Raw genomic sequence first — 26,401 nt, 5'->3', positions numbered from 1 at the left:
CCGGACGACCCAATCTTTGTCGGGGGGCGGCGTTAGCTTGGGCGGGCTGTCGCCGGTTCCGGCCCTTCCCCTCGGAGGCACCCCCATGTCGCAGGAGACGACCTACCTCGAACTGTCCGAAGTGGACGGAGGAGCGCACAAGTTCTACGAGGTCGTGGTCGACGACACCACGATGACCGTGCGCTACGGCCGGATCGGCGACCAGGGCCAGGTGAAGTGCAGCAGCTACCCGGACAACGCCCGTGCCCGGGCCGCCGCCGCGAAGAAGATCGGCGAGAAGGTCCGCAAGGGATACGCGCCCGCGGTGCCCGGCGTACGCCAGAAGCGGACCGTCTCCCGCCGGCAGATCGTCAGCACCCGCTCCACGGCCCGCACCGCCCCGGTCCTCTGGCGCTACGCCTCGGGCGCGCCCGCGTTCGGCATCTTCATCGACGGGCAGAGCTGCATGGTGGGCAACGAGCACGGCGTGATCACCACGCTGGACCACGACGCCCGGGTGCTGCACCAGCTCCGGCTCCCCGACGGGGTGAAGTGCATCGTCGCCGACGACGCCTGGATCTACGCGGGCTGCGACGACGGCAACGTCTACGACCTCTCCGGCAAGGTGCCCCGGGTGGCCTACGCGATCGCCCCCGACATCGACATCTACTGGCTCGACATCCACGACGGCGTGCTGGGCGTCTCCGACCGCGAGGGCGGCATCGCCGCCGTCGACCACGAGGACGAGTTCCTCTGGCGGCGGCCGGGGTGGGGCCGGTCCGCCTGGATGGTGCGCTGTGACACCGACGCCCTCTACCACGGCCACTCACAAGGGGTCACCGGCTACGACTGGCGGACCGGGCGGGAGCTGTGGCACACCCGCACGGGAGCGGTGCTCTTCGGCTGGCAGGAGCGCGACGCCGTGTTCGCCGGCACCGGCACCCGCGAGGTGGTGCGGCTGCGCAAGGACGGGCGGGCCGAGCGGGCGTACCGGTGCGATGCCCCGGTCTTCTCCTGCGCCACGGCCGAGGGCGGCCGATACGTCTTCGCCGGCGACAGCGCCTCCTCGATCTACTGCTTCGACGAGGCCGGCAACCGGTTGTGGAAGCTCGGCACCGGCTGCGGCTCGGCGTACTCGATGCAGTACCACGACGAGCGGCTCTACGTGGTCACCACCGGTGGCTACCTGGCCTGCATCGACGCCAGCGAGCCGGCGATCCGGGCCGCCGAGGCGGGCAGCGTGCCGGAGGTGGTCGACGTGAAGGCCCCGGCCCGGCTGCCCGAACCGGCCGCCTGGACCAGCGTGGAGGTGACCACCGACGACCGGTCCGGCGTGGTGGTGCAGTGCGTCGAGCAGGGCGGCCGGATGCGCATCCACGTCCTCTCCGACGGCTACCGCCGCGACTGGTCGGTGCAGTTCCCGAAGGGGATCCGCGAGCCGGGGGCGCGCTACCTGGTCACCGCGGTCCGGGAGTCCGGCCGCGGCGGCTTCTACCGGGCCTACGGCGACATCCGCCGGCTGGGCTGAACGGCTCCGGTCCGGGGGCGGTGCGGGACCGCCCCCGGACCGGTCACCGGCAGGTCCAGCGCACCGGCCGGACCTGGTCGTCGGACTCGAGCTTCCCGCCGAGCACCCGGCCGTCGTCGCTGAAACTGGTCACGTACGCGAGCCGGCGCGGCGCCGGCAGGCGGGCGGTGACGTACTCGATGTATTCCTGGTCCGATGCGTCCGGCATCCGGCCACCTCCGTGGGGTTCGCTGTTCCAGGCGGCATCGAGCCGGAAACGGTTGTACGCGACCGCCACCGGCACCCAGGATGGTCGGATGCGTCTGGAGATCCCCGAGGGGCTGCGCTGGACGGAACGGTATCCGGCCGGCCGGGAATGGCTCGCCACCCTGCCGGACCGGCTGGCGGAGTGCGTCGCGCGCTGGGAGCTGAGGGTCGGCCCACCCTTCGAGTACGCGTTCGCGTCGCTGGCGATGCCGGCGGAGCTGCCGGACGGCACCCCGGCTGTGCTCAAGCTCCAGTACCCGGACGACGACAGCGTGCACGAGGCGACCGCGCTCGCTCACTGGGGCGGCCGGGGCGCGATCCGGTCGCTGGCCCACGACCCGGAGCGCCGGGCGCTGCTGGTCGAGCGCTGCCTGCCGGGAACGCCGCTGCACGGGCTGCCGCCCGACGCGGCGCTCGACGTGGCGGTCGGGCTGCTGCCCCGGCTCGGCGTGCCGGCCGGCCCGCCGTTCACCCCGCTCGCCGAGGAGGCGGCCGGCTGGGCCGAGCGGCTGCCGGCCAAGTGGGAGCGGCTGAACCGGCCGTTCGAGCGGCGGCTGCTGGACGCCGCGCTCGGGCTCCTCGCCGAGCTGGTGCCCAGCCAGGGCGAGCAGGTGCTGGTCAACCAGGACCTGCACGCCGGCAACGTGCTGGCGGCCACCCGCGAGCCGTGGCTGGTCATCGACCCGAAGCCGCTGGTCGGCGAGCGGGAGTTCGCGGCGGTGCCGCTGGTGCGCGGCCCCGAGCTGGGGCACTCCCCCGCCGCGGTCCGGCACCGGCTGGACCGGCTCAGCGCCGAGCTGCGCCTGGACCGGGAGCGGGTGCGCGGCTGGGCGGTCGTGCACACGCTGGCCTGGAGCATCGGCGAGGACGAGGTCTTCCCGCAGCAGGTCGAGACGGTCCGCTGGCTGCTCGCCGGGGCGTGACCGGGTCCCGGGGGCCCCGGTCACGCCCCGAGGCGTGGCGGTCAGGCCGGGTACGGGGCCGCCTCGCGTGCCGCCCCCAGGGCTCCGGCCCACCAGGCGAGCTGGTCCAGCAGGGTCTTGGCGTATCCGGCCGCGGCGGGGTCGAGCGGCTGGCCGTCCGCCCACCCGGTGAAGTAGTTCGGGAAGGCCAGCCCGTCGCGGATCGTCACGGCGTGCAGTTCGGTGAGCACGTTCTCCAGGTGCAGGACGGCGTGCCGGCCGCCCGCCGCGCCGCCGTAGCTGACGAAGGCCACCGGCTTGGCCGTCCACTGGGTGAAGTGCCAGTCGATGGCTGCCTTCAGCGCGGCCGGGTAGCTGTGGTTGTACTCCGGCGTGACCAGGATGAACGCGTCCGCGTCCGCCAGCCGGGAGGTCAGCGGCCCCATCGCCGCCGGGCGCGGGTACGCGTCGCCCGCGAACTTCGGTGACTCCGCCGGCAGTGCCAGCGGGATCTCGATCTCGGCGAGGTCGACGACGTCGACATCGAAGCCGCCGTGCTCGCGCGCCCGCTCGGCGACCCAGGACGCGACGACCGGTCCGAACCGGCCCTCGCGGACGCTTCCGATGACAATGACCAACCTGTGCTTCTCGTTCATGCGGTCCACGGTCCGCCGCCGCGACGGCGGCAACCAGACCGGCTGCAGGCTGGGCCCCGCAGGGCCACGCTGCGCCGGCCGGGGCGGCCGGAAATCCGACCTAGACTCTCACCCATGGGTACGCCACTGGGCGACTTCGTCCGCGCCAAGCGCGACAGCCTCCAGCCGGAGTCCTTCGGCCTGCCCGACCGGGGCCGGCGCCGCTCCCCGGGCCTGCGCCGCTCGGACCTGGCCGCCCGCGCCGGGGTCAGCGTCGAATACCTCACCCGCATCGAGCAGGGTCGGGACCGCAACCCGTCGCACGCGGTGCTGAACGCGCTCGCGGACGCCCTGAGCCTGGACGCCCGGGAGCGAAACCACCTGCGCTACCTCGCCAAGATCACCGGTGGGGCCTGCCCCGGGCACCGGCCGCCGGCGCCGCCCAACCGTGAGGTCCGGCCGACCGTGCGGGAGACCCTCCGGCTGCTCGAACCCGGGATGGCCTTCGTCACCAACCGCCTGGGCGACGTGCTCGCGTACACGAGCGCGTTCGAGCTGGTGATGGGCGGGATCGGCCTGCTCGACGCCGAGGCGCCGAACCTGACCCGCTACGTGTTCACCGATCCGCGCGCCCGCACGGTGTTCCCCGACTGGGACCAGGTGGCTGACGAGCGGGCCTTCGACCTGTGGCTCGGGCCGTCCGCGGAGGCCTCCGAGTGGTTCCAGGTCCAGCTCGCCCCCGTCGCCGGGCCGGAGTTCACCCGACGGCTCCAGCAGCACCTGCCACCGCCCCAGGTCGCGCTCCGGCTCGACCATCCCGCCGCGGGCGAGCTGCGCTGGCACCGGGAGAAGCTGGAGCTGCCGAGCACCGACGCCCAGGAGCTGGTCGTCCTGCTACCCGCCGACGAGACGACCGCGCAGGCGGTCGAGCGGCTCCGGCACGGACGCCCGCTTCGCGCGGTCGGCTGACCGGGCCGACGGGCGCCGCCGGCCGGCCTGGCAGGTCGGGCACCAGTAGAGGTTGCGGCCGGCCAGCTCGCCGCGGCTGACCTCGGTGCCGCAGACGTGGCAGGGCGCGCCGGGGCGGCGGTAGACGTACACCTCGCCGCCGTGCCGGTCGACCCGGGGCGCCCGCCCCATCGCCTCCGGCAGGTGATCGTCCCGCACGGTGTCGATCCGGCCCCGCTCGACGGCGACGGTCATCAGGGCGACCAGGTCGGCCCAGAGCTCCGCCCAGCCGGCCGGGCTGAGGTCCCGCCCGGGCAGCAGCGGCGGCAGCCCGGCCCGGAACAGCGCCTCGACCACGAAGATCAGGCCGGTGCCGGCCACCACCGACTGGTCCAGCAGCAGCGCCGCCAGCGGGGTGGGGCTGCGCCGGATCCGGGCGTACGCCCGCTCGGGGTCGGCGTCGGCGCGCAGCGGGTCGGCGCCGAGCCGGTCGCGCAGCGCGGCCACCTCGGGAGGGGTGAGCAGTTCGCACGCGGTCGGCCCGCGCAGGTCCAGCCAGTGCCGGTCACTGCTCAGCCGCAGCCGGATCTGCCCGACCGGGGGTGGCGGCTCGCCCGGGCCGTCGGTGACCTTGCCGTAGAGCCCCAGGTGGACGTGCAGGGTCAGCTCGCCGGCGTAGTGGTGCAGCAGGTGCTTGCCGTACGCCTCGGTGCCCTCCAGGAGGGTGCCGGTGAGCCGGGCCGCGCCCTCGGCGAAGCGGCCCTGCGGGCTGGCGGCGTGCACCTTGTCGCCGGCGAAGAGCTCGGCGTGCCGGGCCGCCAGGCGGTGGATGGTGTGTCCCTCTGGCACGACGGCAACGGTAGCCCGCCGGCCCGGACGCCGCCGACCAGGAGAGGCACTGGGCGTCGACGGGTGTCGACCTGTCCGCCACGGGGTAACTCCTGACTGTGAAGCGCGGTCTCCGCGCCGGAGATCAGGAGGTGTCCAGTGAAGATTCTGTCCCGCCGGAGCGGTCCGGCGCGAACCGATGACGTGAACGGCGACGGGGTGGTCGACGACCGCGACCGGGTCGGCGATCGGGCGGACGACCGGCCAGTGGTGACCGGCCGCGACGAGGAGCGGACCACCTACCGCAGCACCGCCAGCGCGACCGACGACGAGCGCGCCACCGACGCGGAGCGGCGCGCGGCGGATCGGGCCGCGGCGGCCCGGGCGGCCACCGCCCGCCCGACCGGCCCGGACGGCCGGCGCACCCACACCGTCGAGCCGGACCCGACCCTGGAGCGCACCGTCGACCTGGACGGAGACGGCCGGCCGGACCGGACCGTCGACCGGGATCCGGCGGTGGAGCGGGTGGAGCCGGTGACGACGAAGCGGCCCCGGGCCAGCCTGCTCGCCACCCTCGGTCTGATCGTGTCGGTGGTCGGCGCGCTCTTCGTGCTCTCCGGCACCCTCGCCGGCTACGGCATCGGCCTCGGCGCGGTCGGCGCGGTGCTCGCCGTGTTCGGCCTGATCGCGACCCGCCGCCGGCACGTGGCCGGCAAGACCGACGCGTTGATCGGCGTGGCCGTCGGCCTCGCCGCCGTGGTGCTCGGCATCGTGGCGATGACCGGCCAGTTCGACTGGCCGACCACCGACGGCGACTGGGTGGGCCGGTTCCGGGAGTGGCTCGACTCACAGTTTGCGGATCTCTTCTGACGGGCAGTTTCCCGGTCGCCGGCGCAGCGCCGGCACGCCCGATCAGCTCTGGTGGTTCACCAGCCGGGCACACCTCTTTCGGGGGCGGCGGTTCGCCGCCCCCGAAGTATGTCCGGGGTCAGTCGGCGGCCGCGGCCACGCCCTCGCGGGCGTCGAGCAGTTCCTCCCAGTGCTCCCGGGCCCAGGCGCAGGCGACGTCCATCGGGCCGAGCAGGCTGCGCCCCAGCGGGGTGAGCGCGTACTCGACCCGACCGGGCAGGACGGCGCGCCGGACCAGCCCGTCGGCTTCGAGCCGGCGCAGCGACCGGGTCAGCACCTTGGCGGTGATGCCGCGCAGCGGCACCCGCAGCTCGGAGAACCGCCGGGGCCCGCTCTCCAGGCAGCGGACCACCATCCCGGCCCACTTGTCCCCGAACCGGATCGGTGACAGGTCCGAGGGGCAGAGCTCGTCGAACATCTCCGGGTCCAGCGGCGCGGCCATCCGCCCACCGTAATCGGTATCCGGGTGGAAACCGGCCCCCCGGGTAGCGTCCGCCCGGACGGCCGGCGACCCCGCCGGCCAGGGCGACGAGGAGAGGTACGTCGATGAGCAGGATCATCATCTTCGGGGCCGGCGGCCGAGCCGGCCGGGCGACGGTAGGGGCGGCCCGCGACCGGGGCCACGAGGTGACCGCCGTGGTCCGCGACCCGGCTCGCCACCCGGACCTGGCGGCCGACGGCGGGGTGCGGGTCACCGCTGGGGACGTCACCGACGCTGACCGGGTGGCCGGCCTGATGGCCGGGCACGACGCGGCGGTGCACGCCGCCGCCGACCTGGCCGCGCCGCCGGACGTCTTCTTCCCGGCCGCGGCCCGGGCCACGCTGGCCGGGTCGCGTCGGGCCGGGGTGGGCCGGCTCGTGGTGGTCGGGCTCGCCTCGGTGCTGCCGACGGCCGACGGCGTGCCGCTCATGGACACGCCGGGCTACCCGCAGGAGTACCGGGGCTTCTACCTGGGGCACGCGGCCGGCGCCGAGGTGCTGCGCCGGACGGGTGGGGACGTCGACTGGCTGGTGCTCAGCCCGGCCGGCGACTTCGACCACGGCGGGACGCCCGCGGGCCGGTACCGGTTCGCCCCGGCCCGGGCCGAGAGCCGGATCACGTACGCGGACCTGGCGCTGGCCCTGCTCGACGAGATCGAGCGGCCGGGGCACCGGCGGGTGCACCTGGGAGTGGAGCGCGGCTGACAGCGTGAACGCAACGATCCGCCGGCCGCGGCCAACCAGACGCAACGATCTGTCGCCGTACGCAACTTCTTGCGGTGGATGTCGTCGGCCAGGGGCGCATACCGTTGGACCACGGCGCCAGCCCGTGGGCCAAGGTGGCCGGGCGCGCCCGACCCCTGGGAGCACGACATGACGATGGACGCCACCCGCCAGCGCTTTCTGATGTGCCGGCCGACGTACTTCGCCGTCGACTACGCGATCAACCCGTGGATGGACCCCACCGCCCCGGTCGACGCCGACCTGGCGATCCGGCAGTGGGAGCAGCTCCGCCAGACCTACCTCGACCTGGGCCACGAGGTCGAGCTGATCGACCCCGTCGGCGGCCTGCCGGACATGGTCTTCGCGGCCAACGGTGGCACGGTGATCGACGGTAAGGCCATGGCGGTGCAGTTCCGCGACCCGCAGCGCGCCGACGAGGCGCCCGCCTACCGGGCCTGGTTCGAGGCCGCCGGCTTCGAGATGTACGACCCGAAGCACGTCAACGAGGGTGAGGGCGACGTCCTGCTGGTCGGCGACCACCTGCTCGCCGGCACCGGCTTCCGCACCGCGCACGCCTCCCACGCGCAGCTCCAGGAGGTCTTCGGCTACCCGGTGATCACCATGCAGCTCGTGGACCCGCGCTTCTACCACCTGGACACCGCGCTCACCGTGCTCGACGAGCGGACCGTGGCGTACCTGCCGGAGGCGTTCTCCCCGGGCAGCCGGGCGGTGCTGCGCCGGCTCTTCCCGGACGCGGTCCACGCCACCATGGCCGACGCGGAGGTGCTGGGGCTGAACGCGGTCAGCGACGGGCGGCACGTGGTGCTGCCCGCGCAGGCCACCGACCTGGCCGCGAAGCTGCGCGACCGGGGCTACGAGACCATCGGTATCGACCTGTCCGAGCTGCGCAAGGCCGGCGGCGGACCGAAGTGCTGCACGTTGCGACTCCGTCAGGGAAAGGCAGTCAAGTGATCATCGACGACATGCTGCGGACGCCCTCCGCGGTACGGGACGCGGAGCGTCACACGGCGCACAACTACCACCCGCTGCCCGTGGTGATCTCGTCGGCCGAGGGCGCCTGGCTGACCGACGTGGACGGCCGGCGCTACCTGGACTGCCTGGCCGGCTACTCGGCGCTGAACTTCGGCCACCGGCACCCGAAGCTGATCGAGGCCGCGCACGCGCAGCTCGACCGGCTCACGCTGACCAGCCGCGCGTTCATCCACGACCAGTTCGCCGACTTCTGCCGCGAGCTGGCCGCGCTCTGCGGCAAGGAGCTGGTGCTGCCGATGAACACCGGCGCCGAGGCGGTGGAGACCGGCATCAAGGTCGCCCGCAAGTGGGGCTACCAGGTCAAGGGCGTGACCCCGGGCCAGGCCAACATCGTGGTCGCCGAGGGGAACTTCCACGGCCGGACCACCACGATCGTCAGCTTCTCCACCGACGAGGACGCCCGCGCCGACTTCGGGCCGTACACGCCGGGCTTCACCGTGGTCCCCTACGGCGACCTGGCCGCGCTGACCGCCGCGATCGACGAGAACACCGTGGCCGTGCTGCTCGAGCCGATCCAGGGTGAGCAGGGCGTCGTGGTGCCGCCGGAGGGCTACCTGCCGGGCGTGCGCCAGGTCTGCACCGACCGGAACGTGCTCTTCATCGCCGACGAGATCCAGTCGGGCCTGGGCCGCACCGGCGCCACGTTCGCCTGCGAGCAGGAGGGCGTCGTCCCGGACATGTACCTGCTGGGCAAGGCGCTCGGCGGCGGCATCGTGCCGGTCTCGGCGGTCGCCGCTAACGCCGACGTGCTCGGGGTGCTCAAGCCGGGCCAGCACGGCTCGACCTTCGGCGGCAACCCGCTGGCCTGCGCGGTCGCCACCGAGGTGGTCCGGCTGCTGGCCACCGGCGAGTTCCAGCGGCGCTCGGCCGAGCTGGGCGAGCGGCTGCACGCCGGCCTGCGTGGCCTGGTCGGCAAGGGCCTGGTCGCGGTCCGGGGCCGGGGCCTCTGGGCCGGGCTGGACATCGACCCGGCGCTGATGACCGGCCGGGAGGCCTGCGAGCGGCTGATGGAGCGGGGCGTCCTGGCCAAGGACACCCACGGCTCGACCATCCGGCTCGCCCCGCCGCTGGTGATCACCGAGGAGGAGATCGACCACGCGGTGGCGCAGCTCGCCGCCGTGCTGGCCGGCTGATCCGCGTACGCGAGAAAGGGCGCCGGGACCACGACGGTCCCGGCGCCCTTTCGCGTCGCGTCAGGGACGCGGCAGCCGCATGGCCATGGTCGGCGCCTCGGCCATCACCGAGGTCGGGCTGAACTTGGCGTCGCTGGCCACCTCGTCGGCGCGGCCGATCTGCACGCCCGGGTAGAGCTCGACGAGGTCGCCCTCGCCCACCACCCGGGACTGCTGCGGGGCCAGCGTGATCCGGTCCGGCTCGGCCATCGAGCCGCCCGGCCGGATGCCGGAGCCGTTGGTGCTGGTGTCGGTCACCACCACCTCGCCCACCCGCAGCTCGAACCGAACGTGGTTACGGCTGATCCAGCGCCGCGCCTCGTCGTTGAGCCACTGGCCGAGCACGATCCCGCCGGTGGCCTCCGGCGCCCGCCCGACCAGCACCGGCTGGGTCTCGGTGAGCACGAACCGCCGCCGGACCAGCCCGCCGATCCGCACCGCCAGCACCGCGGTACGCGGCCGCGGCCCGGCGTCGCCCAGCCGGGCGCCGTGCCGGGGGCAGGTCGGTACGCCGTTGCGCAGCGTGGGTGGCGGCTGCCCGGCCGGGGCCCGGTCCACCCGGGCCAGGTCGGCGAAGGCGCCCCCGCCCCCGCCGCCGCCGAACAGCGCGCACCCGGGCTCGGGGCAGCGCCACTGCCGGGCGAGCAGCTTCGTGCCGGCCGGCGAGCGGCTGCCGGAGACCGGGCTCTGCCCGCCACCGACGTGCGCGATGAAGACCGGGCCGCCGGCCCCCGGCACCGGGGCGAGGACCCGGCCGGGCTGGCCGAGCCACGGCCAGCGGCCGCCCAGCCCGTCGAACCGGACCCGGCTGAGCACCGGCAGGCCGAGCAGGTCGGCCACCTCCAGCATCCGGTCGCCGGGGTGGTCGAGCACCTCGACCAGGCCGTCGTCGGCCCAGCGCCGCACGACCATCCGCTCGTTGGAGGTCAGGTCCGCGTCGGAGAGCAGGGCCCGGTGCACGATCGCGTAGACCGGGACGCTGTCCTCCTCCAGCTGCCGGGACAGCGCGTCGATCACCATGCCGAGCCGCAGCAGGCTGGCCGGCCGCCCGCCGTCCAGGTCCTGCCAGCGGATCACCTCGGCCAGGTCGACCACGGCCCGGGCCAGCGAGGGATCGGTGCAGACCCGACCCTCGATGGCGTCCAGCACCTTGCTGATCTCGAATCTCATGCCGCGCTCCGGACAGTGTCGTCGATCCGCCGGGTCGGGGCCGGCCGCCCCGCCTCGGCTCGCACCGCCGCCGCGGTGAGCAGGTCTGCCATGCGACGACCCTACCGGCAGCGCCGACGGGCGCCATTTCACGCACGCCGGAATCGACCCTCGCCGCTCGCCGGTGGCGGCTAGGCTGACCGCCGGCCCGGCCGGGAACGGCCGCGCCGCCCACCCTTCGCTGAGGAGACGAACCACGATGCAGACACGACGGCTGGCGACCACGGGGCTCGCGCTCGTCACCGTCCTCGGTCTCGGCCTGACCGGATGCGGCAGCCGGACCGGCGCGGACGCGTCAGCCGACCGGGGCGCCGCCGCGGCGTCGGCGAGCCCGACGGCCGAGCCGACCGCCGAGCTGACCGCGGCGATCCAGCGGCTCAACGAGCAGAGCATGCGGGTCAAGGTCAGCTCGTCGATGCTCACCGCCACCGGGGTTGCCGACCCGACGGCGCGGACCATGGACGTAACCCTCAGCCTCGGCGAGCTGGGCGGGGTGCACAGCCTGGTGATCGGCAACGACGCCTACCTGAAGCTGAGCGGGCTGCTCGGCAAGCAGCTGGGCGGGTCGAAGAAGTGGCTGCACATGGCCGCCGGCAACCTCTCCGGCGGGCAGCTGGGCCTCATGCCGGCCGACGACCCGGGCGGGGTGAAGAAGCTGCTCTCGGCCGTGGTCGACGTGCGGCGCACCGGCGACCGGTCGTACGCCGGCACGCTCGACTACACCCGGACCGGGGCCGACCCGAAGTCGCTGGCGGCGGCGGGCGACAAGGCGAAGGCCGTCCCGTTCACCGCGACCGTGGACGAGGGGGGTCGGCTCACCGTCTTCGAGATGGACCTGGGTCCGATCAACCCGATGCTCGGCAAGATGACGGCCAGCTACACCGACTTCGGCGCGCCGGTGCGGCTCAGCAAGCCCGCGGCGGCCGACACCGAGGAGGCCCCGGCGGAGCTCGCCCAGGCCTTCACCGGCGGTTCTTGAGCGGGTGCCGGGCGGGGGCGACCAGCGCCTCCGCCCGGTCCGGCCGGCTCAGCCCTGCCGCAGCGGGCGGCCCACCTCGTGCAGGTGCGCCAGCGCCTGCCGGTACGACTCGAACAGCCCCGTCTCCGCGTACGGGATGCCCTGCTCGGCGCAGTAGGCGCGGACGATCGGCCGGGCCCGCCGCAGGTTGGCCCGGGGCATGTTCGGGAAGAGGTGGTGCTCGATCTGGTAGTTGAGCGCACCCAGCGCCACGTCGACGAAGCGCCCGCCGCGCACGTTGCGCGAGGTCAGCACCTGCTTGCGCAGGAAGTCGAGGTCGTCCTCGGCGGTGGGCATCGGCATGCCCTTGTGGTTCGGGGCGAACGCGCAGCCCATGTAGAGGCCCCAGAGCCCCTGGTGGACGGCCGCGAAGAGCAGCGCCCGGCCGGGCGACATGACCGCGAACAGCAGGCCGAGGTAGCCGACGGCGTGCCCGAGGAGCAGCAGCCCCTCCACCGCGCGGCGCCGGACCGGGGTGCGCCACCGGCCGTCCGGCTCCCGGCCGACCACCGCCCGCACGCTGGCCACGTGCAGCGCCAGCCCCTCCAGCAGCAGCAGCGGGAAGAACAGCCACGCCTGCCGCCGGGCCATCCACCGGCTCACGCCCCGGGTCGCCGTCGCCTGCTCGTACGTCCAGACCAGCGCGCCCGCCCCGACGTCCGGGTCCTCGTCGGCGTGGTTCGGGTTGGCGTGGTGCCGGTTGTGCTTGTCCACCCACCAGCCGTAGCTCAGCCCGACCGCGAGGTTTCCGGCGACCAGGCCGGCAGCCTCGCTCGGGCCGCGCCGGCGGAACATCTGCCGGTGGCCGGCGTCGTGCCCGAGGAACGCCACCTGGGTGGTGGCGACCGCCATCACCGCCGCCAGCGGCAGCTGCCACCAGGAGTCGCCGACCGCCACCACCACGGCCCAGCCGGCCAGGAAGGCGCCCAGGGTGAGCGCGATCCGGGCCGCGTACCGGCCGGGTCTGCGGTCGAACAGGCCGGCTGCGGCGACCCGGCGGGACAGTCGCGCGTAGTCGCTGCCCCGCCGTGCCGCCGGTGCCGTCAACGTCGATGAGGTCATCCGATCCCCGCTCCCCCGTCGGTGTGTGCCACGCCGGCGGCGCGACTCTGTGTAACCGAGTCTGCCCGGATCGACTGCGCTGGGTAATCCCGGCAACCCCCCAGCTCGGGGTGGTGCTAGCCCTACCCCATCCGGCCCACCGCGGCCCGGAGCCGGTCCAGGTCCCGGCGGCGCCGCTCGTAGGTGGCGGCGAGGGCGATCAGCGCCAGGCCGCCCAGGCCCAGGAAGATCCAGCGGGGCAGCAGGTCCCAGCCCCGGGCCAGCTCGTGCAGGGCCAGCGGGACCAGGGTCGCCGCGCCCAGCAGGACCGGCGCCTGCCAGCGCCGGACCGCCCCGCCGAGCACCGCGCCGAGCGCCGCCAGGCCGAGGGCCAGCCGGCGGGCCGGCTGCGGGTCCGGCGCGGCCAGCACCGAGACCAGGCTGGGCAGCAGCGCCGCGCCGAGCCCCGGGCCGAGCGCCAGCCAACTGTTCAGCCCAGGGCGGGACCGCAGCGCGAGCAGGCCCGCGCCGAGGGCGAGCGCCGCGGCCGGCAGGGTGTACGCCTCCAGCACCGCCACCCCACCGGCGGCCAGCAGCAGCCAGCCGCCGAGCAGCTCGCTGCCGCCGGCGACCGCGGCGAGGCCCCACCGCCGGGCCGGCGTCTCGTCCCGGCGCAGCACCCGGACCGCCACGGCCACGCCCCACAGCACGCAGACCGCCGCCGCGTGCCGCAGCGCGCCGCCGGTGAGCAGCAGCGCCAGCAGGGCCACCGCCTGCGCCGCCGCCTCCAGCGCCACCGCCGCGGTCGCCGCGCTCATGCGATCCGGACGGGTCGCATCGCCCGCCCGGGCCGGACCGGCAGCATCAGCCGCGCCCGCCGGACCGATCCCATCACCGGCACCCGCCGGACCGGCCGAATCACCGGCACCCGCCGGGCCGGCCGAATCACCTGCACCCGCCGGACCGGCCGAATCACCCGCACCCGCCGGACCGGCGGAATCACCGGCGCCTTCCGGACCGGTCGGCCGCACCCCAGCCGCGCCGGGCGCGTCGGCGGTCCGGGCGCGCAGCGCCGGCGCCGCGTGCAGGGTCACCACCGCGACGGCCAGCACCGCGAACCCGGCGGTACGCAGCGGCAGCCCGCCGGCCAGCGCCGCGGTGAACGCGAAGCCCGTGGCCGCCGCCACGGCGCCCAGCCAGCCGACCAGCCGGACCTCGGCCGGCCGCCCGGCCGCCCCCGCCACGGCCGCCGCGACGACCAGCACCCCCAGCCCGGCCAGTGTCCCGGCCCGGGTGGCGAGGAGGCCGCCCAGCCCGAGGGCCGTGAGGGCGAGCCCCAGCGGCAGCAGGACCGGCAGCGCCGCCGGGCGCGGACCGGCCAGCGCGGCCAGCAGCAGCGCGGCCACCCCGGTCCCGAAGACCAGGGCGGGCACCACCGGCCAGGGCGCGCCGGCCGCCGCCAGCAGCATCGGCAGGGCCACCGCGCCGAACGGCAGCGCGGCCAGCGCGGGCAGCCAGCGGCCGCCGCTCCGGGGGCTCCCGCTCGGCGCGTCCGACGCCGCGCCGCGACCCGGCGCCGTCGCGATCCGGGCGTACGCCGCCGCGGCCACCCCGAGCAGCAGCAGCACCAGACCGGGGCGGGCCGCCGCCGGCGCGGGCTCGACGGCGGGCACCCCGGACCAGGGCCGGACGGGCAGGTCCAGCAGCACCGCCAGCGCGACCGGGGCGGCGGCCACCAACGCCAGGCCGGTCAGCGCGGCGCCCACCGCCCGCGGGGCGGGACCGGGTCGGGCGCCGCCCCCGGCAGCCAGCGCCAGCAGCGCCCCGACGGCGGCGTAGAGCGCCACCGGTTCCGCGCCCGGTACGACCAGCGGCCCGAGGCCGACCGCCGCGAGCGCCACGGCGAGGCCGGTCGAGGCGTACCCGTGCAGGTCGGGCCAGTGGCGGCGGACGGCGAGGACGGCGACCACCGGCACCCCGACGGCGACGGCCGCGCCGCGGAGCTGCCACCAGGGCGGCGCGCCGAGGCCGAACAGCGCGACGGCCACCACCGCCGGCACGGCGAGCAGCGCCACGGCCAGCGCCACCCCGGCGATGACCGGCTGCGCGCCCCGGCCCCGGCGGCCCCGCGCCGCCACGGTCGTGCCGAGCGCGGCCAGGACGGCGAGCGTGGCGACCGCGCCGGCCGGCGCGGCGCAGGCGACCAGCAGGGCGTGCCCGAGCAGGCCGGCCGCGGTGAGCGCGGCGCCCACCACGGTCGGGTACCGGGGGCGCGGCCGGGCGACCACCGCGAGCAGCAGCACGGTGGCCGCGGCCAGGTCGGCGACCAGCACCAGCGGCCACGGGGTGGCCACCACGGCCGGCGCGGCCAGCACGGCCAGCGCGCCGCCGACCACCCCGACCAGCGGCCGGGCGGCCCGGGGCGCGAGCAGGGCAACCGCCCCCGCGGTGAGCAGCACGGCCACCGGGAGCTGCCATCCCCAGGACGGGACCGGCGCGGCCCGCCCGCCCTGCCAGGCCGGGAACGCGGCGGCCGCGGTGCCGGCGGCGATCAGCCCGGTGAGGACGGTGACGACCTGACCCAGGCCGGCGGCCACCAGGAGGGCGCCGAGCCGGGGGCCGGTCCGCGGCCCCGCCGGCAGCGCCCGGACCGCGCCGGCCAGCGCGACCAGCACCAGCCCCGCCGCCAGCAGCAGCAACCCGGGCCGCAGCGCGGCGACCGGCCGGATCAGCGCGGCGGCGAGCACCACCACCAGCAGCCCGCCGGTGACGACCCGGTAGGTCCGGCCGCCCGCCGCCAGCGCCCCGGCGACCAGGGCGAGCGCCACCACCAGCAGCGGACCGCCGGCCAGCAACGGGGTGCCGGCCGCGCGCCCGAGGACCAGCGGCACCAGCGCGCAGCCGGCCGCCAGGGCCAGCGCGACGCCGTGCCCGACCCAGCCGAGCACCCATCCGGCGCGCCGGGCCGGCGACGCCCCGGCCGGGAGCGGCGCGGTCGCGCCGGGCGACGGTGCGGCGGCCGGCCCCCCGCCGGCCGCCGCTCCCCCGATCCGCGCCCCCGGGTCGGGCTGAACCGGCCCCCCGCCGGCCAACCCGACCCCACCGGTCCCCACCGGCGCCGGGACGCCGCCGGCCGGCCCGGCCCGGCCGCCCAGGGCGACCACCACCACGAGGTCGCCCAGTGCCAGCGTGGTCAGGACCAGCGCCCAGCCGGCGGCGGACGGCTCGGCGGCCGCCGCGGCCAGGGGCAGCACCGGCTGGGCGGTCAGCAGCGCCGCGAACCAGGGCACGGTCAGCCGGCTCAGCCGCGCGTACCCGGCCGCGACCGCCGCGCCGATCCCACCGACCAGCGCGGTGTACCGGCTGCCCGGCCAGCCGGCCACCCCGAACAGGTCCACCGACCAGGCGGCGTACCCGTCGAGGAGCACCAGGAGCAGGCCCACCGCGGCGAACGTCTCGGCGGTGCCGCGCAGCCCGCGCGCCCGGGCCACCAGCGGCGCGGCGAGCGCCAGGGCGGTGACGGCGAGCAGGATCAGCGCCCGCCCGGTGACCCCGAACGCGGCCCAGGCGACCGCGGTGAAGACCACCGCCGCGGTGCCGAGCAGCAGTCCACCGAGGACGAAGAGCAGGCCCTGCACGGCGCGGGTGGAGGTCTCCGCGCCGCCGGGGCGTACCGGTGCGGGGGCCGGCTGCGGGCGCACCGGCGGGGCGGGCACGACCGGGCGCGGCGCCGGGATCTCCAGGCGGATCCGGGCGGCCAGCTCAGCCCGCCGCTGCCGGGCCGTGGACAGCCGCCCGGCCAGCTCCTGGTACGCGACCCGGGCCGCCTCGACCCGCGGGGTCAGCCCGGCGATCTCCCGGTCCAGCCCGACCACCTCGGCGGCCGGCGGGTACGGGGGCCGGCCGCAACCGGGACAGCCGGAGGCGAGGTCGGCGGGAGCGCCGCAGCCGGGGCAGGGGTAGCCGGTGTTCTCCACCCCGCCAGCATCGTGACCGGCCGGGCGGGCGGACAGAGTAGGCGTACCTAGGGGCGGGTGTGGTCGTGCACCCAGGCCGCGTAGTCCGGGTTGCCGCTCTCCACCCGGGTGACCAGAATCTCCGGCACCTCGTACGGGTGGTTGGCGCGGATCTGGTCGACCAGCGCGTCCACCCGGTCCGGCGCGGTCTTGAGCTGGACCGACCACTCGGCCGTGGTCTGGATCGCCGACTGCCACCAGTAGGTGCTGTCCACCTGCCCGCCGACCTGGGCGCACGCCGCCAGCCGGCCGGCGACGGCCGCGGCCGCCAGCACGTCCGCGACGGCGCGGGCGTCCACCACCGTCGTCACCACGCAGATCTGCTCCACCAGCGCACCCTACGTGGCGCTCCGGCCGGTCCGCTGCACGCGCACCGTACCGGTCTCAGTCGGCGGTCGCCCCGTCCCGGTTGGCGGCGATCCACCGGTCGATGCGGGCCCACCAGTCGAACAGCCAGTCGATGCGCTCCTGCCTCCCGACCGGCACCTCCTCGGGCGGGACCGACCAGAACCGCATCACGATCCGCTTGTCCATCGGCAGCTCGCGCCACACGTCGGCGACGGTGACCATCTGGTCCAGCCCGGTGTGCGCCACGAAGATCACCCCGGCGTCCGGGGCGGCGTCGAGGGCGGCGAGCAGCCCGCCCGGCTGCGGGGCGAGCACGTGCCGCATGCGTTCGGCACGCAGCGCCATCCGCTCCAGGCCGAGGGCGCGCAGCCGGGCGATGGCCCGCAGCCGGCGCTTCGGGGTGAAGTTGCCGCCCTCCGGAAAGATCACGAACGCGTCGTCGTCGTCCAGGCCGGTGGCGAGGTGGCCGACCTGCCGGATCGCCGACTCCCGCCCGTCCGGGCCCGGCGCGATGAACCGGTTGGGCAGGCGGTTGAGCAGGACGTCGATCGCCGGGTCCCACTGGAGGGTCTCCTTGAGCACGATCCGCGGCTCCCGGTGGAACCAGTTGACCAGCGCGTGGATCAGGATGAACGAGTCGCCCGGCCCGGCGTGCCGGCAGAGCACCAGCTCGGGGCGGCCGGGCAGCGCGGTGTCCGGGTCGGTGCCCACCACGTCGATGCGCAGCCGCAGCGTCCACCGGGCCTGCCAGAACAGCACCCGCAGGAAGTGGCCGGCGAGCACGTAGTGGGCCCGTTGGAAGGCCGGCGACCGCTTGTGCGCGCCGAAGCCCGAGGCCAGCCAGAGCACGAAGAGGGCGAGCAGCGCGGCCGCGTCCCAGACCAGGTAGACGGTGCCGATCCAGAGCAGCCGCAGCGGGCGCAGCCGCCCCGGCACGAGCGGCGACGCGGCCAGGGCCAGCAGCGCCCAGGCCGGCAGGGTGGTCACCACGATGACGGCGAGCAGCACCACGCCGGGCGCGAGCAGCATCCGGCGTAACCACCGCGGCGGCAGTGGCATCAGCGCTCCAGCGCGGTGTCCAGGTAGCGGCGCGAGGCGGTGTACGCCCGGCTGATCCGCCGCCCCACCGCCGCCATGTCCCGGTACGCCCACGGGCTGTCGTCACGCGGATCGAGGCCGCCGGTCGGCAGCACGTGCACCGCCACCCCCTCCGGCAGCGCCGCCATCTCCCGGGCGAACCGGTGCCGGCGGGCGATCTCGAACGCCACCTGGGCGATCTCCCAGGGCCGGCGGGGCGGGCTCAGCTCGCGCTCGATCCGGCCCACCTGGAGCACGAAGATCTGCGTCGCGCCGGCCACGACGGCCTCCCCGACCGGGATCGAGTTGACCACCCCGCCGTCGATGTAGTGCAGCCCGTCGATCTGGGCCGGCGGCAGCAGCCCGGGCACCGAGGCGGAGGCGAGCACCGCCGGCACCACCGGTCCGCTGTGGAACCAGTGCTCGGCGGCACGCTCGATGTTCGCCGCGCAGCAGCGGAACGGCACCTTCAGGTCGGCGAAGGTGGTGTCCGCGCCCAGTTCGCTCTCCAGCAGCCGGCGCAGCGGCCGGGGCGAGTGCAGGTGGGTACGCGCCGCGAAGCGGCGCAGCTGCCGGGCGACCGAGTCGCCGTACACCTCGCTCGCCTCCGGCGATGCCCAGAGCCGGACCAGCCGGTCGGTGACCGCCTCGCTCGGGTCGGCGGCGACCAGGGCGCCGTTGACCGCGCCGATGGAGGTGCCGAGCACCATGTCGGGCTTGATCCGGGCCCGGAACAGGGCGCGGAGCATGCCCACCTCGACCGCGCCGAGCACTCCCCCGCCGCCGAGCACGAACGCCACCGGACCGCCTGCCATGCCGTTCATCCTGGCACGCGCCGCGCAACCCGCCCTCGGAGCCGTTCCCGGCCGGCCGTGCCGGTCACCAGGCGCGACCGGCCCGGCGCGGGACGCGATCAGGGAACGGACACCCGTTGACACGCCGGACACATTCGCGCAACCTGATACCGCTCCCAAGCCCAGGCAGGTGCGATGTGAAGGCGACGCTGCACGCCGGCCGGCTGCTGGCCCGCAGGTACCGGCTCATCGACCAGATCGGGGCCGGCGGCATGTCGGTGATCTGGCGGGCCCGCGACGAGGTGCTCGACCGGGTGGTGGCGGTCAAGGTGCTCGCTCCCTCACTCGCCGCCGACGCCCGGTTCCGCGACATGGTGCGCGAGGAGGCCCGCTCCGCCGCCCAGCTCGTCCACCCGCACGTCACCGCCGTGCACGACTACGGCGAGACGGTGGCGCCGGACGGGTCGATCACCTCGTTCGTGGTAATGGAGCTGCTCAGCGGCGAGGAGCTGGAGCACCGCCTCACCGAGGGGCCGCTGCCCTGGCCGGCGGCGGTGGAGACGGGCGCGCAGGTGGCCGAGGCGGTGGCCGCCGCGCACCGGCTGGGCATCGTGCACCGCGACATCACCCCGGCCAACGTGATGATGACCCGGGTCGGCGCCAAGGTGCTCGACTTCGGCATCGCCACCCGGGTCGGCGCGCCGGACGAGGACGAGGACGGCGGCACCTTCGGCACCCCGGCGTACGTGGCGCCGGAGCGGCTGGACGGGTCGCCGGCCCAGCCGGCCACCGACGTCTACTCGCTGGGGGTGCTGCTCTTCGAGACGCTGACCGGGCAGCCGCCGTACCCGGCGGACACCTGGGAGCAGCTCAGCGCGGCGCTGGCCGAGGGTGCCGCGCCCACGCTGGACGGCGTACCCGGGCTGCCCGCGCCGGTCGCGGAGATCTGCCTGCGCTGCCTGGCCCGCGACCCGCGGCGGCGGCCCACTGCGCACCAGGTGGCGGCGGTGCTCCGCGACCAGTTGCTGCCCGCCGACCCGCAGGCCGCCACCATGCTGGCCCCGACCGTGACCCTGCCGGCCCTGCCCACCCCGGCGCCGGCCCCGCCCGCGGACCCCGCGCCCGGCCCGGCCGGGGCGTCCCGGCGCCGCCGGGCGCTGCCCCTGGTGGCGGTCGGCGTGGTGGTGGTCGCGGGCGCCGCGCTGCTGGTGCCCGCCCTGGTGCCCGACGACGAGGGGCCGCCGCGGGTGTCGCCGACCGCCGGGCCCGTGCTGGCGCCGTCCACGGCGCCGAGCCACGGCACGCCGGCCACCTCGCCGCCGGCCGGCCCCACCCGCCGGCCGGCGACCGCCGCGCCGACCCCGCCGGCCGGCACCGGCCTGGTCGAGGCGGCGCACCGGGTGGAGGGGCTGATCGAGGCCGGGCTGGCGGACGGCCAGATCCGCGGCGACGTCGGCGTGGACCTGCGCAACCTGCTGCGCAACGCCACCGCAGCGACCGGCGACGGCGCGCTGACCGCCGCCGTGGACCGGCTCCGCGGGAAGATCGCCGACCGGCAGCGCGAGGGCAGCATCAGCCCCGGGTACGCCCGGCAGCTCGACGCCGCCGCCGCGGAACTGGCGACGGGACGCACCTGACGGTCAGCGGGTGACCGGCCGGGCGGGCTCGCGCTGCCCCGCCAGGTCGGCCCGGTCGGCCAGGAAGCTCCGGTACACCGACTCGTAGCCGACGGCCATCCGGTCGACCGAGAAGTGTTCCGCGACGTGCATGATGCAGTCGCCCGGGTCGAGACGGGACGCCTCGCGCAGCGCCGCCGGCAGCTCCTCCGCGCGGTCGCGGACGAACCCGGTGACCCCGTCCCGGACCAGCTCCGGCACGGCGCCCCGGCGCAGCGCCACCACCGGCGTGCCGGTCGCCATCGCCTCCACCATCACCATGCCGAACGGCTCCGCCCACTGGATCGGCATGATCAGGCAGCGGGCGTCGAACAGCAGCCGCTGGGTGGCCTCCCGGTCGGCGTTGAGCACCACGGTGACGTCCTCCTCCAGCAGCGGCTCGACCACCTGCTCGAAATAGCGCCGCTCGGCGGGCTCGTTGCACTTGCCGGCCAGTGTGAGCGACAGGCCGGCCGCCCGGCAGGCGCGGATCGCGACGTCGGGGCCCTTGTCCGGGCTGAACCGGGCCAGCCAGAGCACCGGCCCGCGGCCCGGGTTGCGCTTGCGCGGGACCTCCCGCAGCGCCATCGCGTTGTGCACCGTGCCCACCCAGGGCAGGCCCGGGTTGGCCCGGCGCTGGGCGTGCGAGATCGCCACCAGGCCCACCCCCTCGTCGGTGTTGCTGAGCACGGTGCCGTACTCGCCCACCGGGTTGCCGTGCACGGTGGCCACGGTGGGCACCCGGCGGCGGCCGGCGAGCAGCGGGCCGATCGTGGTGTGGTCGTGCACCAGGTCGAAGTCGGCCGGGTCGACCAGCCGGTTGACGTGGGCCAGGTGGGCCAGCTCGGGCAGCGACTCACCGAGCCGGGCGTACTGCAGGTCCGCGCAGGTGGAGACGAAGTCGCCGGCGGTGCCGTTCTCCTGGCCGGCGCCGAACAGGGTCACCGCGTGCCCGCGGTCGACCAGGGCGTCCACCAGCCCGGCCACCAGGTGCTCCAGGCCGCCGTAGCCGGCCGGCGGCACGGACAGCCAGGGCGGGACCACCATGGCGATCCGCACGGGCCCGGCCCGCGGGCGGTCCGACGACGGCTGGTTCACGGCCACGAGTCCTCCCCGATGTCCCCCGGCGTCGGCGGTTTCCCGACGCTCCGGGCGGTAAACGGTGCCTCAACCGGCCACCAGGATCCGGTCGTGCACCTCCCGCACGCCCGGCGTGGCCCAGGCCGCCCGTTCGGCCTCCTCCCGCTGCCACCACGAGCGGACCACCCCGTCGAGCAGCACGGTGTCCCCGCTGACCCGCACCTCGATGCGTTCGGTGCCGGTCCGCCGGAGCAGCACCCGTTGCAGGTCGCGGCGGTTCTGCTCGTCGCTGGGCGGGATGGGCGGGCGCACCTCGACCAGGTTGGTCACCCCGCGTACGCCGCGCAGCCGGCGCAGCTCCCGCTCGGCGGTGCGGCGCTGGAAGCCGTACTCCACCTCGCCGCGGAGCATGACCCAGCCGTCGGCGACGGTCACGTCCAGCCGCTCGGCGGGGACGAAGCTGTCCCACTCCAGGGCCCGGCTGGCCGCGATCGCGATGTCGGCGTCGGTGCGCTCCTCGGTCGCCGGCAGCCGCACCTCCAGGTCGCTGGCGACGGCGCGGACGCCGCGGACCCGGTGCGCGCAGCGCTCGGCGGCCCAGCGCCGGGCGTAGCTGTCGACCTGGCCGGTCAGCGTGACCACGCCCTCGGCGACGGTCACCCCGATCTCGGTCGGCCGGGTCTGCGCGTCCCAGTCCAGCTCGGCGAGCACGTCCCGCTGGATGTCCTGGTCGGAACGGACGGCGGAGGTGGTCGTCATGCCCCGAGGGTGCCGCCGGACGGGGTGAGCCGTCCTCACCCGGACCGGGTGGGGACGGAAAATGGGCGGCGGGTGACGGAACCAACCCCCTTGGCTCCGTCACCCGCCGCCCGTGGAGGAGGCAGGTCTTCGGTTATGACGTCTCGGCGAGCGTCACGGTTGCCGTCTCGCTCGAACCGTTTCGCTTGTACTGGACCTCGACCCGGTCCCCGACCTTGCCGGCCTGCACGGCGCCGACGAGATCGTTGGAGTCGTTGATCACCTTGTCGCCGAACTTGGTGATCACATCGCCGCGCTGGAGCCCGGCCTTCTCGGCCGCGCTGCCCGCGACCACGTCGGAGACCAGCGCGCCGCCGTCCTCCGCGCCGGTCACGCTGACCCCTAGGGACGGGTGGCTGACCTTCTCGCCGCGCTGGAGCTTCTCGGCGACGTCCTTGGCCTTGTTGCTCGGGATGGCGAAGCCCACCCCGATGTTGCCGTTGCTGCCCTGGCCGGCGGTGGCGATGGCGGTGTTGATGCCGATCACCTCGCCCCGGGTGTTGACCAGCGCGCCGCCGGAGTTGCCCGGGTTGATCGGGGCGTCGGTCTGGAGCAGGCCGGAGATCGAGCTGGCGGCCTGCTGCGGGTTCTGCTGCTGGCCGCCCTCGCCGGCCTGGATGGTCCGGTCGCGGGCGCTGAGGATGCCGGCCGTGACCGAACCCTGCAGGCCGAGCGGGCTGCCCAGGGCGAGCACCTGGTCGCCGACCTGCATGCCGTCGCTGTCGCCGAACTTGGCCGCCTTGAGGTTGCTCACCCCGCTGGCCTTGACCACGCCCAGGTCGGTCTTCGGGTCGGTGCCGACGATCTTCGCCTGGGCGGTCTTGCCGTCGGCGAAGACGACCTTCACCGTGTCGCCGCTGGCGGAGGCGACCACGTGGTTGTTGGTCAGCACGTAGCCGTCGGCGCTGAGGATCACCCCGGAGCCCTCACCGCTGTCCGTCATGATCGTGACGATGCTGTCCTGGACGGCGGCCGCGATCTTCGGCAGGTCCGCGCTGTTGAGCACGGGAGCGGCCGAGTAGGTGCGGGTGACGGTCCCGTCGCCGTCGAGGGCGAGGGCGAGCGCGCCGCCCGCCACGCCGGAGCCGAGCATCAGGGCCAGCGCGAGGGCGCCCGCGCCGATGAACCGGCCGGCCCGGCTGGGCCGCGCCGGCTGCTGCGGGCCCCACGGCGGGACCGGCTGCCCGGCCTGGTGGACCTGGTGCGGGTGCTGCTGCGGGTACGTCTGGTGCGCCTGGTACGGCGGGACCGGCCCGCCGGCCTGCGGGTAGCCGGCGCCGCCCTGGTGCGCCCAGCCGCCCTGCTGCTGGCCCCCGTACCAGGGGTGCGGCTGCTGCGGCTGCTGCGGCTGCCCGGAGACCGGGTACGGCGTGGTGGCCGGCGGCGCGTACGGGCTGGCGGGCGGGGCCTGCGGCTCGGCGTGGCCGGCGGGGGCCGGGACGGCGGTTCCGGCGGCCGGGGAGTCGGCCGGAACCGGCGCGGCGGCCGGGGTGACGGTGGGCTCCGTCTGCCCGCTCTCGGCGCGGGGCAGCTCGGCGGTCGGGAGCGACGGCTCGGCGTCGGCGGGGGCCGGCGACCGCTGCGGATCGGTTTCGTGGTCGGTCATGACTCCTACCTTCTCCCCTGGCACTGCGACCAGCCTGGAACGCGCCTGAATGTTTTCTGAAAGTCACTCGCCGGGCTCGGGCGCCTCGGGCAGCAGCGGCAGCTTCACCCGGAAGGTGGCCCCGCCGCCCGGCGTCTCGGCCACCTCGACGGTGCCGTGGTGCGCGGCGACCAGCGCGGCGACGATGGCCAGCCCGAGCCCGGTGCTGGTCGGCCCGCCGGCCCGCCGGGTACGCGCCGCGTCCACCCGGTAGAACCGCTCGAAGACCCGTTCGGCCTGCTCCGGTGTGAGGCCGGGACCGGTGTCCGCCACCTCCACCACGGCCAGGTTCCCCGGCTCCGCCCGCAGCCGCAGGGTCACCGCGGCGTCCGCCGGGGTGTGGGTGAGCGCGTTGGTCATCAGGTTGCCGATCACCTGGCGCAGCCGGGCGTCGTCGCCGAGCACCACCAGCGGACCGGCGCCCGGCTCGATCTCCAGCGTGATCGCCCGGTCCGGCTCGACCGCCCGCGCCGCCTGGACCGTGTCCGAGGCGAGCACCGGCAGCTCGACCGGGGCCAGCGCGATCGGCCGCTCCCGGTCCATCCGGGCGAGCAGCAGCAGGTCCTCGACCAGCAGCCCCATCCGGGACGCCTCGTCCTCGATCCGGCGCAGCAGGCCGGCGGTCTGCTCCGGCTCCCGGGCCGCGCCCTGGCGGTAGAGCTCGGCGAAGCCCCGGATGGTGGTCAGCGGGGTACGCAGCTCGTGCGAGGCGTCCGCGATGAACTGCCGCATCCGCTCCTCGGAGCGGCGGGCCCGTGCCTCGGACGCCTGCGCCGCCGCGGCGGCGTCCCGGGCGCTCACCTCGGCGCTGCGCGCCGCCGCCTCGGAGGCGGCCCGCGCGGTGAACGCCGCTTCGATCTGGGCGAGCATGGCGTTCAGCGCCCGCGAGAGCCGGCCCAGCTCGGAGGTGGGGCAGGCCCGCCCCTCCTCCGGGTCGGGCACCCGCCGGGTCAGGTCGCCGCCGGCGATGGCCGCCGCGGTCCGCTCGATCTCCACGAGGGGCTTGAGGCTGGTCCGCACGATGCCCGCGCCGACCGAGGCCAGGATGATCAGGACCGCCCCACCCACCAGCAGGTCGATCCAGACGAGCTGCCCGACCGACTGGTCGACGGCGGTGAGGTGCTGCCCGAAGGCGATGACCCGGCCGTCGGGCAGGTCGGTGTAGAGCATCCGCCACCGGGTCCGGCCGTCCATCGAGCGGACCGTGAACGGCTCACCCACCTGCTCCTGGTAGCCGGCGAAGTCGGCGGGGAAGGGCGGCAGCTCCTCGTCCCGGAGGCCGGTGTAGCGGGTGGGTGTTTCCACCGGCTGGCCGGGCGCCGCCTGGGCGGCTACGTAGTCCGAGGGGATATTGATCTTGACCGGGTTGCCGCCGGCCTGGTCCAGCGACCGGGCCACGTTGGTCGCGCCGCCGCGGAGCTGGTCGTCCACCTGACCGATGAGATAGTCGCGGAGCAGGAACGCGGTCAGCCCGCTGATCACCACCAGGGCCACGGCGACCAGCGCGAGCACCGAGGTGACCAGCTTCACCCGCAGCGGGACGCTGCGCAGCCAGCCCTTCGCGTCGTCGACGGCGCTCACGCCGCCGGCTTGCGCAGCACGTACCCGACCCCGCGCAGGGTGTGGATCAGCCGGGGCTGGGTGTTGTCGACCTTGCGCCGTAGGTAGGAGATGTAGGACTCGACGATGTTGTCGTCGCCGCGGAAGTCGTAGTTCCAGACGTGATCGAGGATCTGCGCCTTGGAGAGCACCCGGTTGGCGTTGAGCATCAGGTAGCGCAGCAGCTTGAACTCGGTGGGCGACAGCTGCACCCGCTGGCCGGCCCGGTGCACCTCGTGCGTCTCCTCGTCCAGCTCCAGGTCGGCGAAGGTGAGCCGGGAGGGGGCCTGCTCGCCGGTGGCGGTGCGCCGCAGCACGGCCCGGATCCGGGCGGTCAGCTCCTCAAGGCTGAACGGCTTGGTGACGTAGTCGTCGCCGCCCAGGGTCAGCCCGCGGATCTTGTCGTCGGTGGCGTCCCGGGCGGTCAGGAAGACCACCGGGGTACGCGTGCCACCCTCGCGGAGCATCCGGATGACCTCGAAGCCGTCCAGGTCGGGCAGCATCACGTCGAGCACGACCAGGTCGGGACGGTGGTCCTTGGCGGCGTTGATCGCCGCGCTGCCGCTGGTCGCGGTGGCGACGTCGAATCCGGCGAAGCGCAGGCTCGCGGAGAGCAGCTCGAGGATGTTGGGATCGTCCTCGACGACGAGCAGTCGGGCCTCGGTCTGGGTAGCCACCATGGCACCCATCATCCGCGCTCCGGCTGCGCCTGCGCTGG

Annotated in this window: 24 protein-coding genes; 9 read left to right on the top strand and 15 right to left on the bottom strand. The window is 75.7% G+C overall.

Translation table 11 applies throughout. From position 1 onward, the window contains the following. Positions 1-85: 85 nt before the first annotated feature. A complete protein-coding gene (locus AB0F68_RS18130) occupies positions 86-1,507 on the top strand; it encodes a WGR domain-containing protein (RefSeq protein WP_357339226.1) in 1,422 nt (473 codons plus the stop codon). Positions 1,508-1,550: 43 nt separating this feature from the next. Here AB0F68_RS18130 and AB0F68_RS18125 read toward each other — a convergent pair whose 3' ends face one another. Continuing rightward, the gene (locus AB0F68_RS18125; RefSeq protein ID WP_357339224.1) at positions 1,551-1,715 is read right to left on the bottom strand and encodes a hypothetical protein; all 165 of its coding nucleotides are present in this window, start codon (positions 1,713-1,715) and stop codon (positions 1,551-1,553) included. An 88-nt stretch (positions 1,716-1,803) separates the two neighbouring features. Between AB0F68_RS18125 and AB0F68_RS18120 the strand changes: the two genes are divergently transcribed. Then, entirely contained in the window at positions 1,804-2,676 is an 873-nt protein-coding gene (locus AB0F68_RS18120) for an aminoglycoside phosphotransferase family protein (protein ID WP_357339222.1), read from the top strand. Between the two features lie 41 nt (positions 2,677-2,717). On the opposite strand, the gene AB0F68_RS18115 is transcribed toward AB0F68_RS18120, so the two are convergent. Beyond that, positions 2,718-3,311 carry an NAD(P)H-dependent oxidoreductase gene (locus AB0F68_RS18115; protein ID WP_357339220.1) on the bottom strand — a complete coding sequence of 198 codons (594 nt, stop codon included), beginning with the start codon at positions 3,309-3,311 and terminating at the stop codon, positions 2,718-2,720. Between the two features lie 114 nt (positions 3,312-3,425). On the opposite strand from AB0F68_RS18115, the gene AB0F68_RS18110 reads away from it, so the two are divergent. Further along, a complete protein-coding gene (locus AB0F68_RS18110; RefSeq protein ID WP_357339218.1) occupies positions 3,426-4,259 on the top strand; it encodes a helix-turn-helix transcriptional regulator in 834 nt (277 codons plus the stop codon). On the opposite strand, the gene AB0F68_RS18105 is transcribed toward AB0F68_RS18110, so the two are convergent. After that, the gene (locus tag AB0F68_RS18105; protein ID WP_357339215.1) at positions 4,185-5,087 is read right to left on the bottom strand and encodes a DNA-formamidopyrimidine glycosylase family protein; all 903 of its coding nucleotides are present in this window, start codon (positions 5,085-5,087) and stop codon (positions 4,185-4,187) included. The two genes, AB0F68_RS18110 and AB0F68_RS18105, sit on opposite strands and share 75 nt — an antisense overlap. A gap of 138 nt (positions 5,088-5,225) precedes the next feature. Between AB0F68_RS18105 and AB0F68_RS18100 the strand changes: the two genes are divergently transcribed. Next, entirely contained in the window at positions 5,226-5,936 is a 711-nt protein-coding gene (locus tag AB0F68_RS18100) for a DMT family transporter (protein ID WP_357339213.1), read from the top strand. 118 nt (positions 5,937-6,054) lie between these two features. Here the strand turns inward: AB0F68_RS18100 and AB0F68_RS18095 are convergent, their stop codons facing one another. Continuing rightward, positions 6,055-6,417 carry a helix-turn-helix domain-containing protein gene (locus AB0F68_RS18095; protein WP_357339211.1) on the bottom strand — a complete coding sequence of 121 codons (363 nt, stop codon included), beginning with the start codon at positions 6,415-6,417 and terminating at the stop codon, positions 6,055-6,057. Positions 6,418-6,521: 104 nt separating this feature from the next. Here AB0F68_RS18095 and AB0F68_RS18090 point away from each other — a divergent pair, with 104 nt between their 5' ends. The 3 genes from AB0F68_RS18090 to rocD all read left to right on the top strand — a co-directional run bounded on the left by AB0F68_RS18090 (position 6,522) and on the right by rocD (position 9,364). Beyond that, entirely contained in the window at positions 6,522-7,160 is a 639-nt protein-coding gene (locus AB0F68_RS18090; protein WP_357339209.1) for an NAD(P)H-binding protein, read from the top strand. A 174-nt stretch (positions 7,161-7,334) separates the two neighbouring features. Then, entirely contained in the window at positions 7,335-8,150 is an 816-nt protein-coding gene (ddaH, locus tag AB0F68_RS18085) for a dimethylargininase (RefSeq protein WP_357339346.1), read from the top strand. Beyond that, on the top strand, positions 8,150-9,364 hold the full coding sequence (rocD, locus tag AB0F68_RS18080) for an ornithine--oxo-acid transaminase (protein WP_357339342.1): 1,215 nt from the start codon (positions 8,150-8,152) through the stop codon (positions 9,362-9,364). The genes ddaH and rocD overlap by 1 nt, the downstream gene beginning before the upstream one ends. A gap of 60 nt (positions 9,365-9,424) precedes the next feature. Here the strand turns inward: rocD and AB0F68_RS18075 are convergent, their stop codons facing one another. Continuing rightward, positions 9,425-10,573 (bottom strand): FHA domain-containing protein, encoded by a 1,149-nt coding sequence (locus AB0F68_RS18075; RefSeq protein ID WP_357339207.1) that lies wholly within the window; start codon positions 10,571-10,573, stop codon positions 9,425-9,427. Positions 10,574-10,811: 238 nt separating this feature from the next. Between AB0F68_RS18075 and AB0F68_RS18070 the strand changes: the two genes are divergently transcribed. Next, entirely contained in the window at positions 10,812-11,591 is a 780-nt protein-coding gene (locus tag AB0F68_RS18070) for a hypothetical protein (protein ID WP_357339205.1), read from the top strand. Between the two features lie 48 nt (positions 11,592-11,639). Here the strand turns inward: AB0F68_RS18070 and AB0F68_RS18065 are convergent, their stop codons facing one another. From AB0F68_RS18065 to AB0F68_RS18045, 5 genes are all read right to left on the bottom strand, one after another. Next, positions 11,640-12,692, bottom strand: a complete 1,053-nt coding sequence (locus AB0F68_RS18065) for an acyl-CoA desaturase (RefSeq protein WP_357339202.1) — start codon at positions 12,690-12,692, stop codon at positions 11,640-11,642. Positions 12,693-12,814: 122 nt separating this feature from the next. Continuing rightward, positions 12,815-16,648 carry a hypothetical protein gene (locus tag AB0F68_RS18060; protein WP_357339200.1) on the bottom strand — a complete coding sequence of 1,278 codons (3,834 nt, stop codon included), beginning with the start codon at positions 16,646-16,648 and terminating at the stop codon, positions 12,815-12,817. Between the two features lie 47 nt (positions 16,649-16,695). After that, a complete protein-coding gene (cutA, locus tag AB0F68_RS18055) occupies positions 16,696-17,016 on the bottom strand; it encodes a divalent-cation tolerance protein CutA (RefSeq protein ID WP_357339198.1) in 321 nt (106 codons plus the stop codon). Positions 17,017-17,071: 55 nt separating this feature from the next. Continuing rightward, complete coding sequence (locus AB0F68_RS18050) at positions 17,072-18,094, bottom strand: 1-acyl-sn-glycerol-3-phosphate acyltransferase (RefSeq protein ID WP_357339196.1); 1,023 nt, start codon at positions 18,092-18,094, stop codon at positions 17,072-17,074. After that, entirely contained in the window at positions 18,094-18,927 is an 834-nt protein-coding gene (locus AB0F68_RS18045; protein WP_357339194.1) for a patatin-like phospholipase family protein, read from the bottom strand. The genes AB0F68_RS18050 and AB0F68_RS18045 overlap by 1 nt, the downstream gene beginning before the upstream one ends. A gap of 176 nt (positions 18,928-19,103) precedes the next feature. On the opposite strand from AB0F68_RS18045, the gene AB0F68_RS18040 reads away from it, so the two are divergent. Next, entirely contained in the window at positions 19,104-20,543 is a 1,440-nt protein-coding gene (locus AB0F68_RS18040) for a serine/threonine-protein kinase (RefSeq protein WP_357339192.1), read from the top strand. A 3-nt stretch (positions 20,544-20,546) separates the two neighbouring features. Here AB0F68_RS18040 and AB0F68_RS18035 read toward each other — a convergent pair whose 3' ends face one another. The 5 genes from AB0F68_RS18035 to AB0F68_RS18015 all read right to left on the bottom strand — a co-directional run bounded on the left by AB0F68_RS18035 (position 20,547) and on the right by AB0F68_RS18015 (position 26,363). Beyond that, positions 20,547-21,608: a glycosyltransferase family 4 protein gene (locus AB0F68_RS18035; RefSeq protein ID WP_357339332.1), complete on the bottom strand. Its 1,062-nt coding sequence runs from the start codon at positions 21,606-21,608 to the stop codon at positions 20,547-20,549. Positions 21,609-21,728: 120 nt separating this feature from the next. Then, entirely contained in the window at positions 21,729-22,400 is a 672-nt protein-coding gene (locus AB0F68_RS18030) for a BON domain-containing protein (protein ID WP_357339190.1), read from the bottom strand. Between the two features lie 133 nt (positions 22,401-22,533). Further along, a complete protein-coding gene (locus AB0F68_RS18025; protein WP_357339188.1) occupies positions 22,534-24,045 on the bottom strand; it encodes a trypsin-like peptidase domain-containing protein in 1,512 nt (503 codons plus the stop codon). 63 nt (positions 24,046-24,108) lie between these two features. Next, the gene (locus AB0F68_RS18020; protein WP_357339186.1) at positions 24,109-25,665 is read right to left on the bottom strand and encodes an ATP-binding protein; all 1,557 of its coding nucleotides are present in this window, start codon (positions 25,663-25,665) and stop codon (positions 24,109-24,111) included. Further along, on the bottom strand, positions 25,662-26,363 hold the full coding sequence (locus AB0F68_RS18015; protein ID WP_357339184.1) for a response regulator transcription factor: 702 nt from the start codon (positions 26,361-26,363) through the stop codon (positions 25,662-25,664). Before AB0F68_RS18015 ends, AB0F68_RS18020 begins: the two co-directional genes overlap by 4 nt. Positions 26,364-26,401: the final 38 nt, after the last annotated feature.

The sequence above is a fragment of the Micromonospora sp. NPDC023966 genome (assembly GCF_040639095.1).
Classification (GTDB): Bacteria; Actinomycetota; Actinomycetes; order Mycobacteriales; family Micromonosporaceae; genus Micromonospora.
This window is presented reverse-complemented; position numbering and strand designations above follow the sequence as displayed.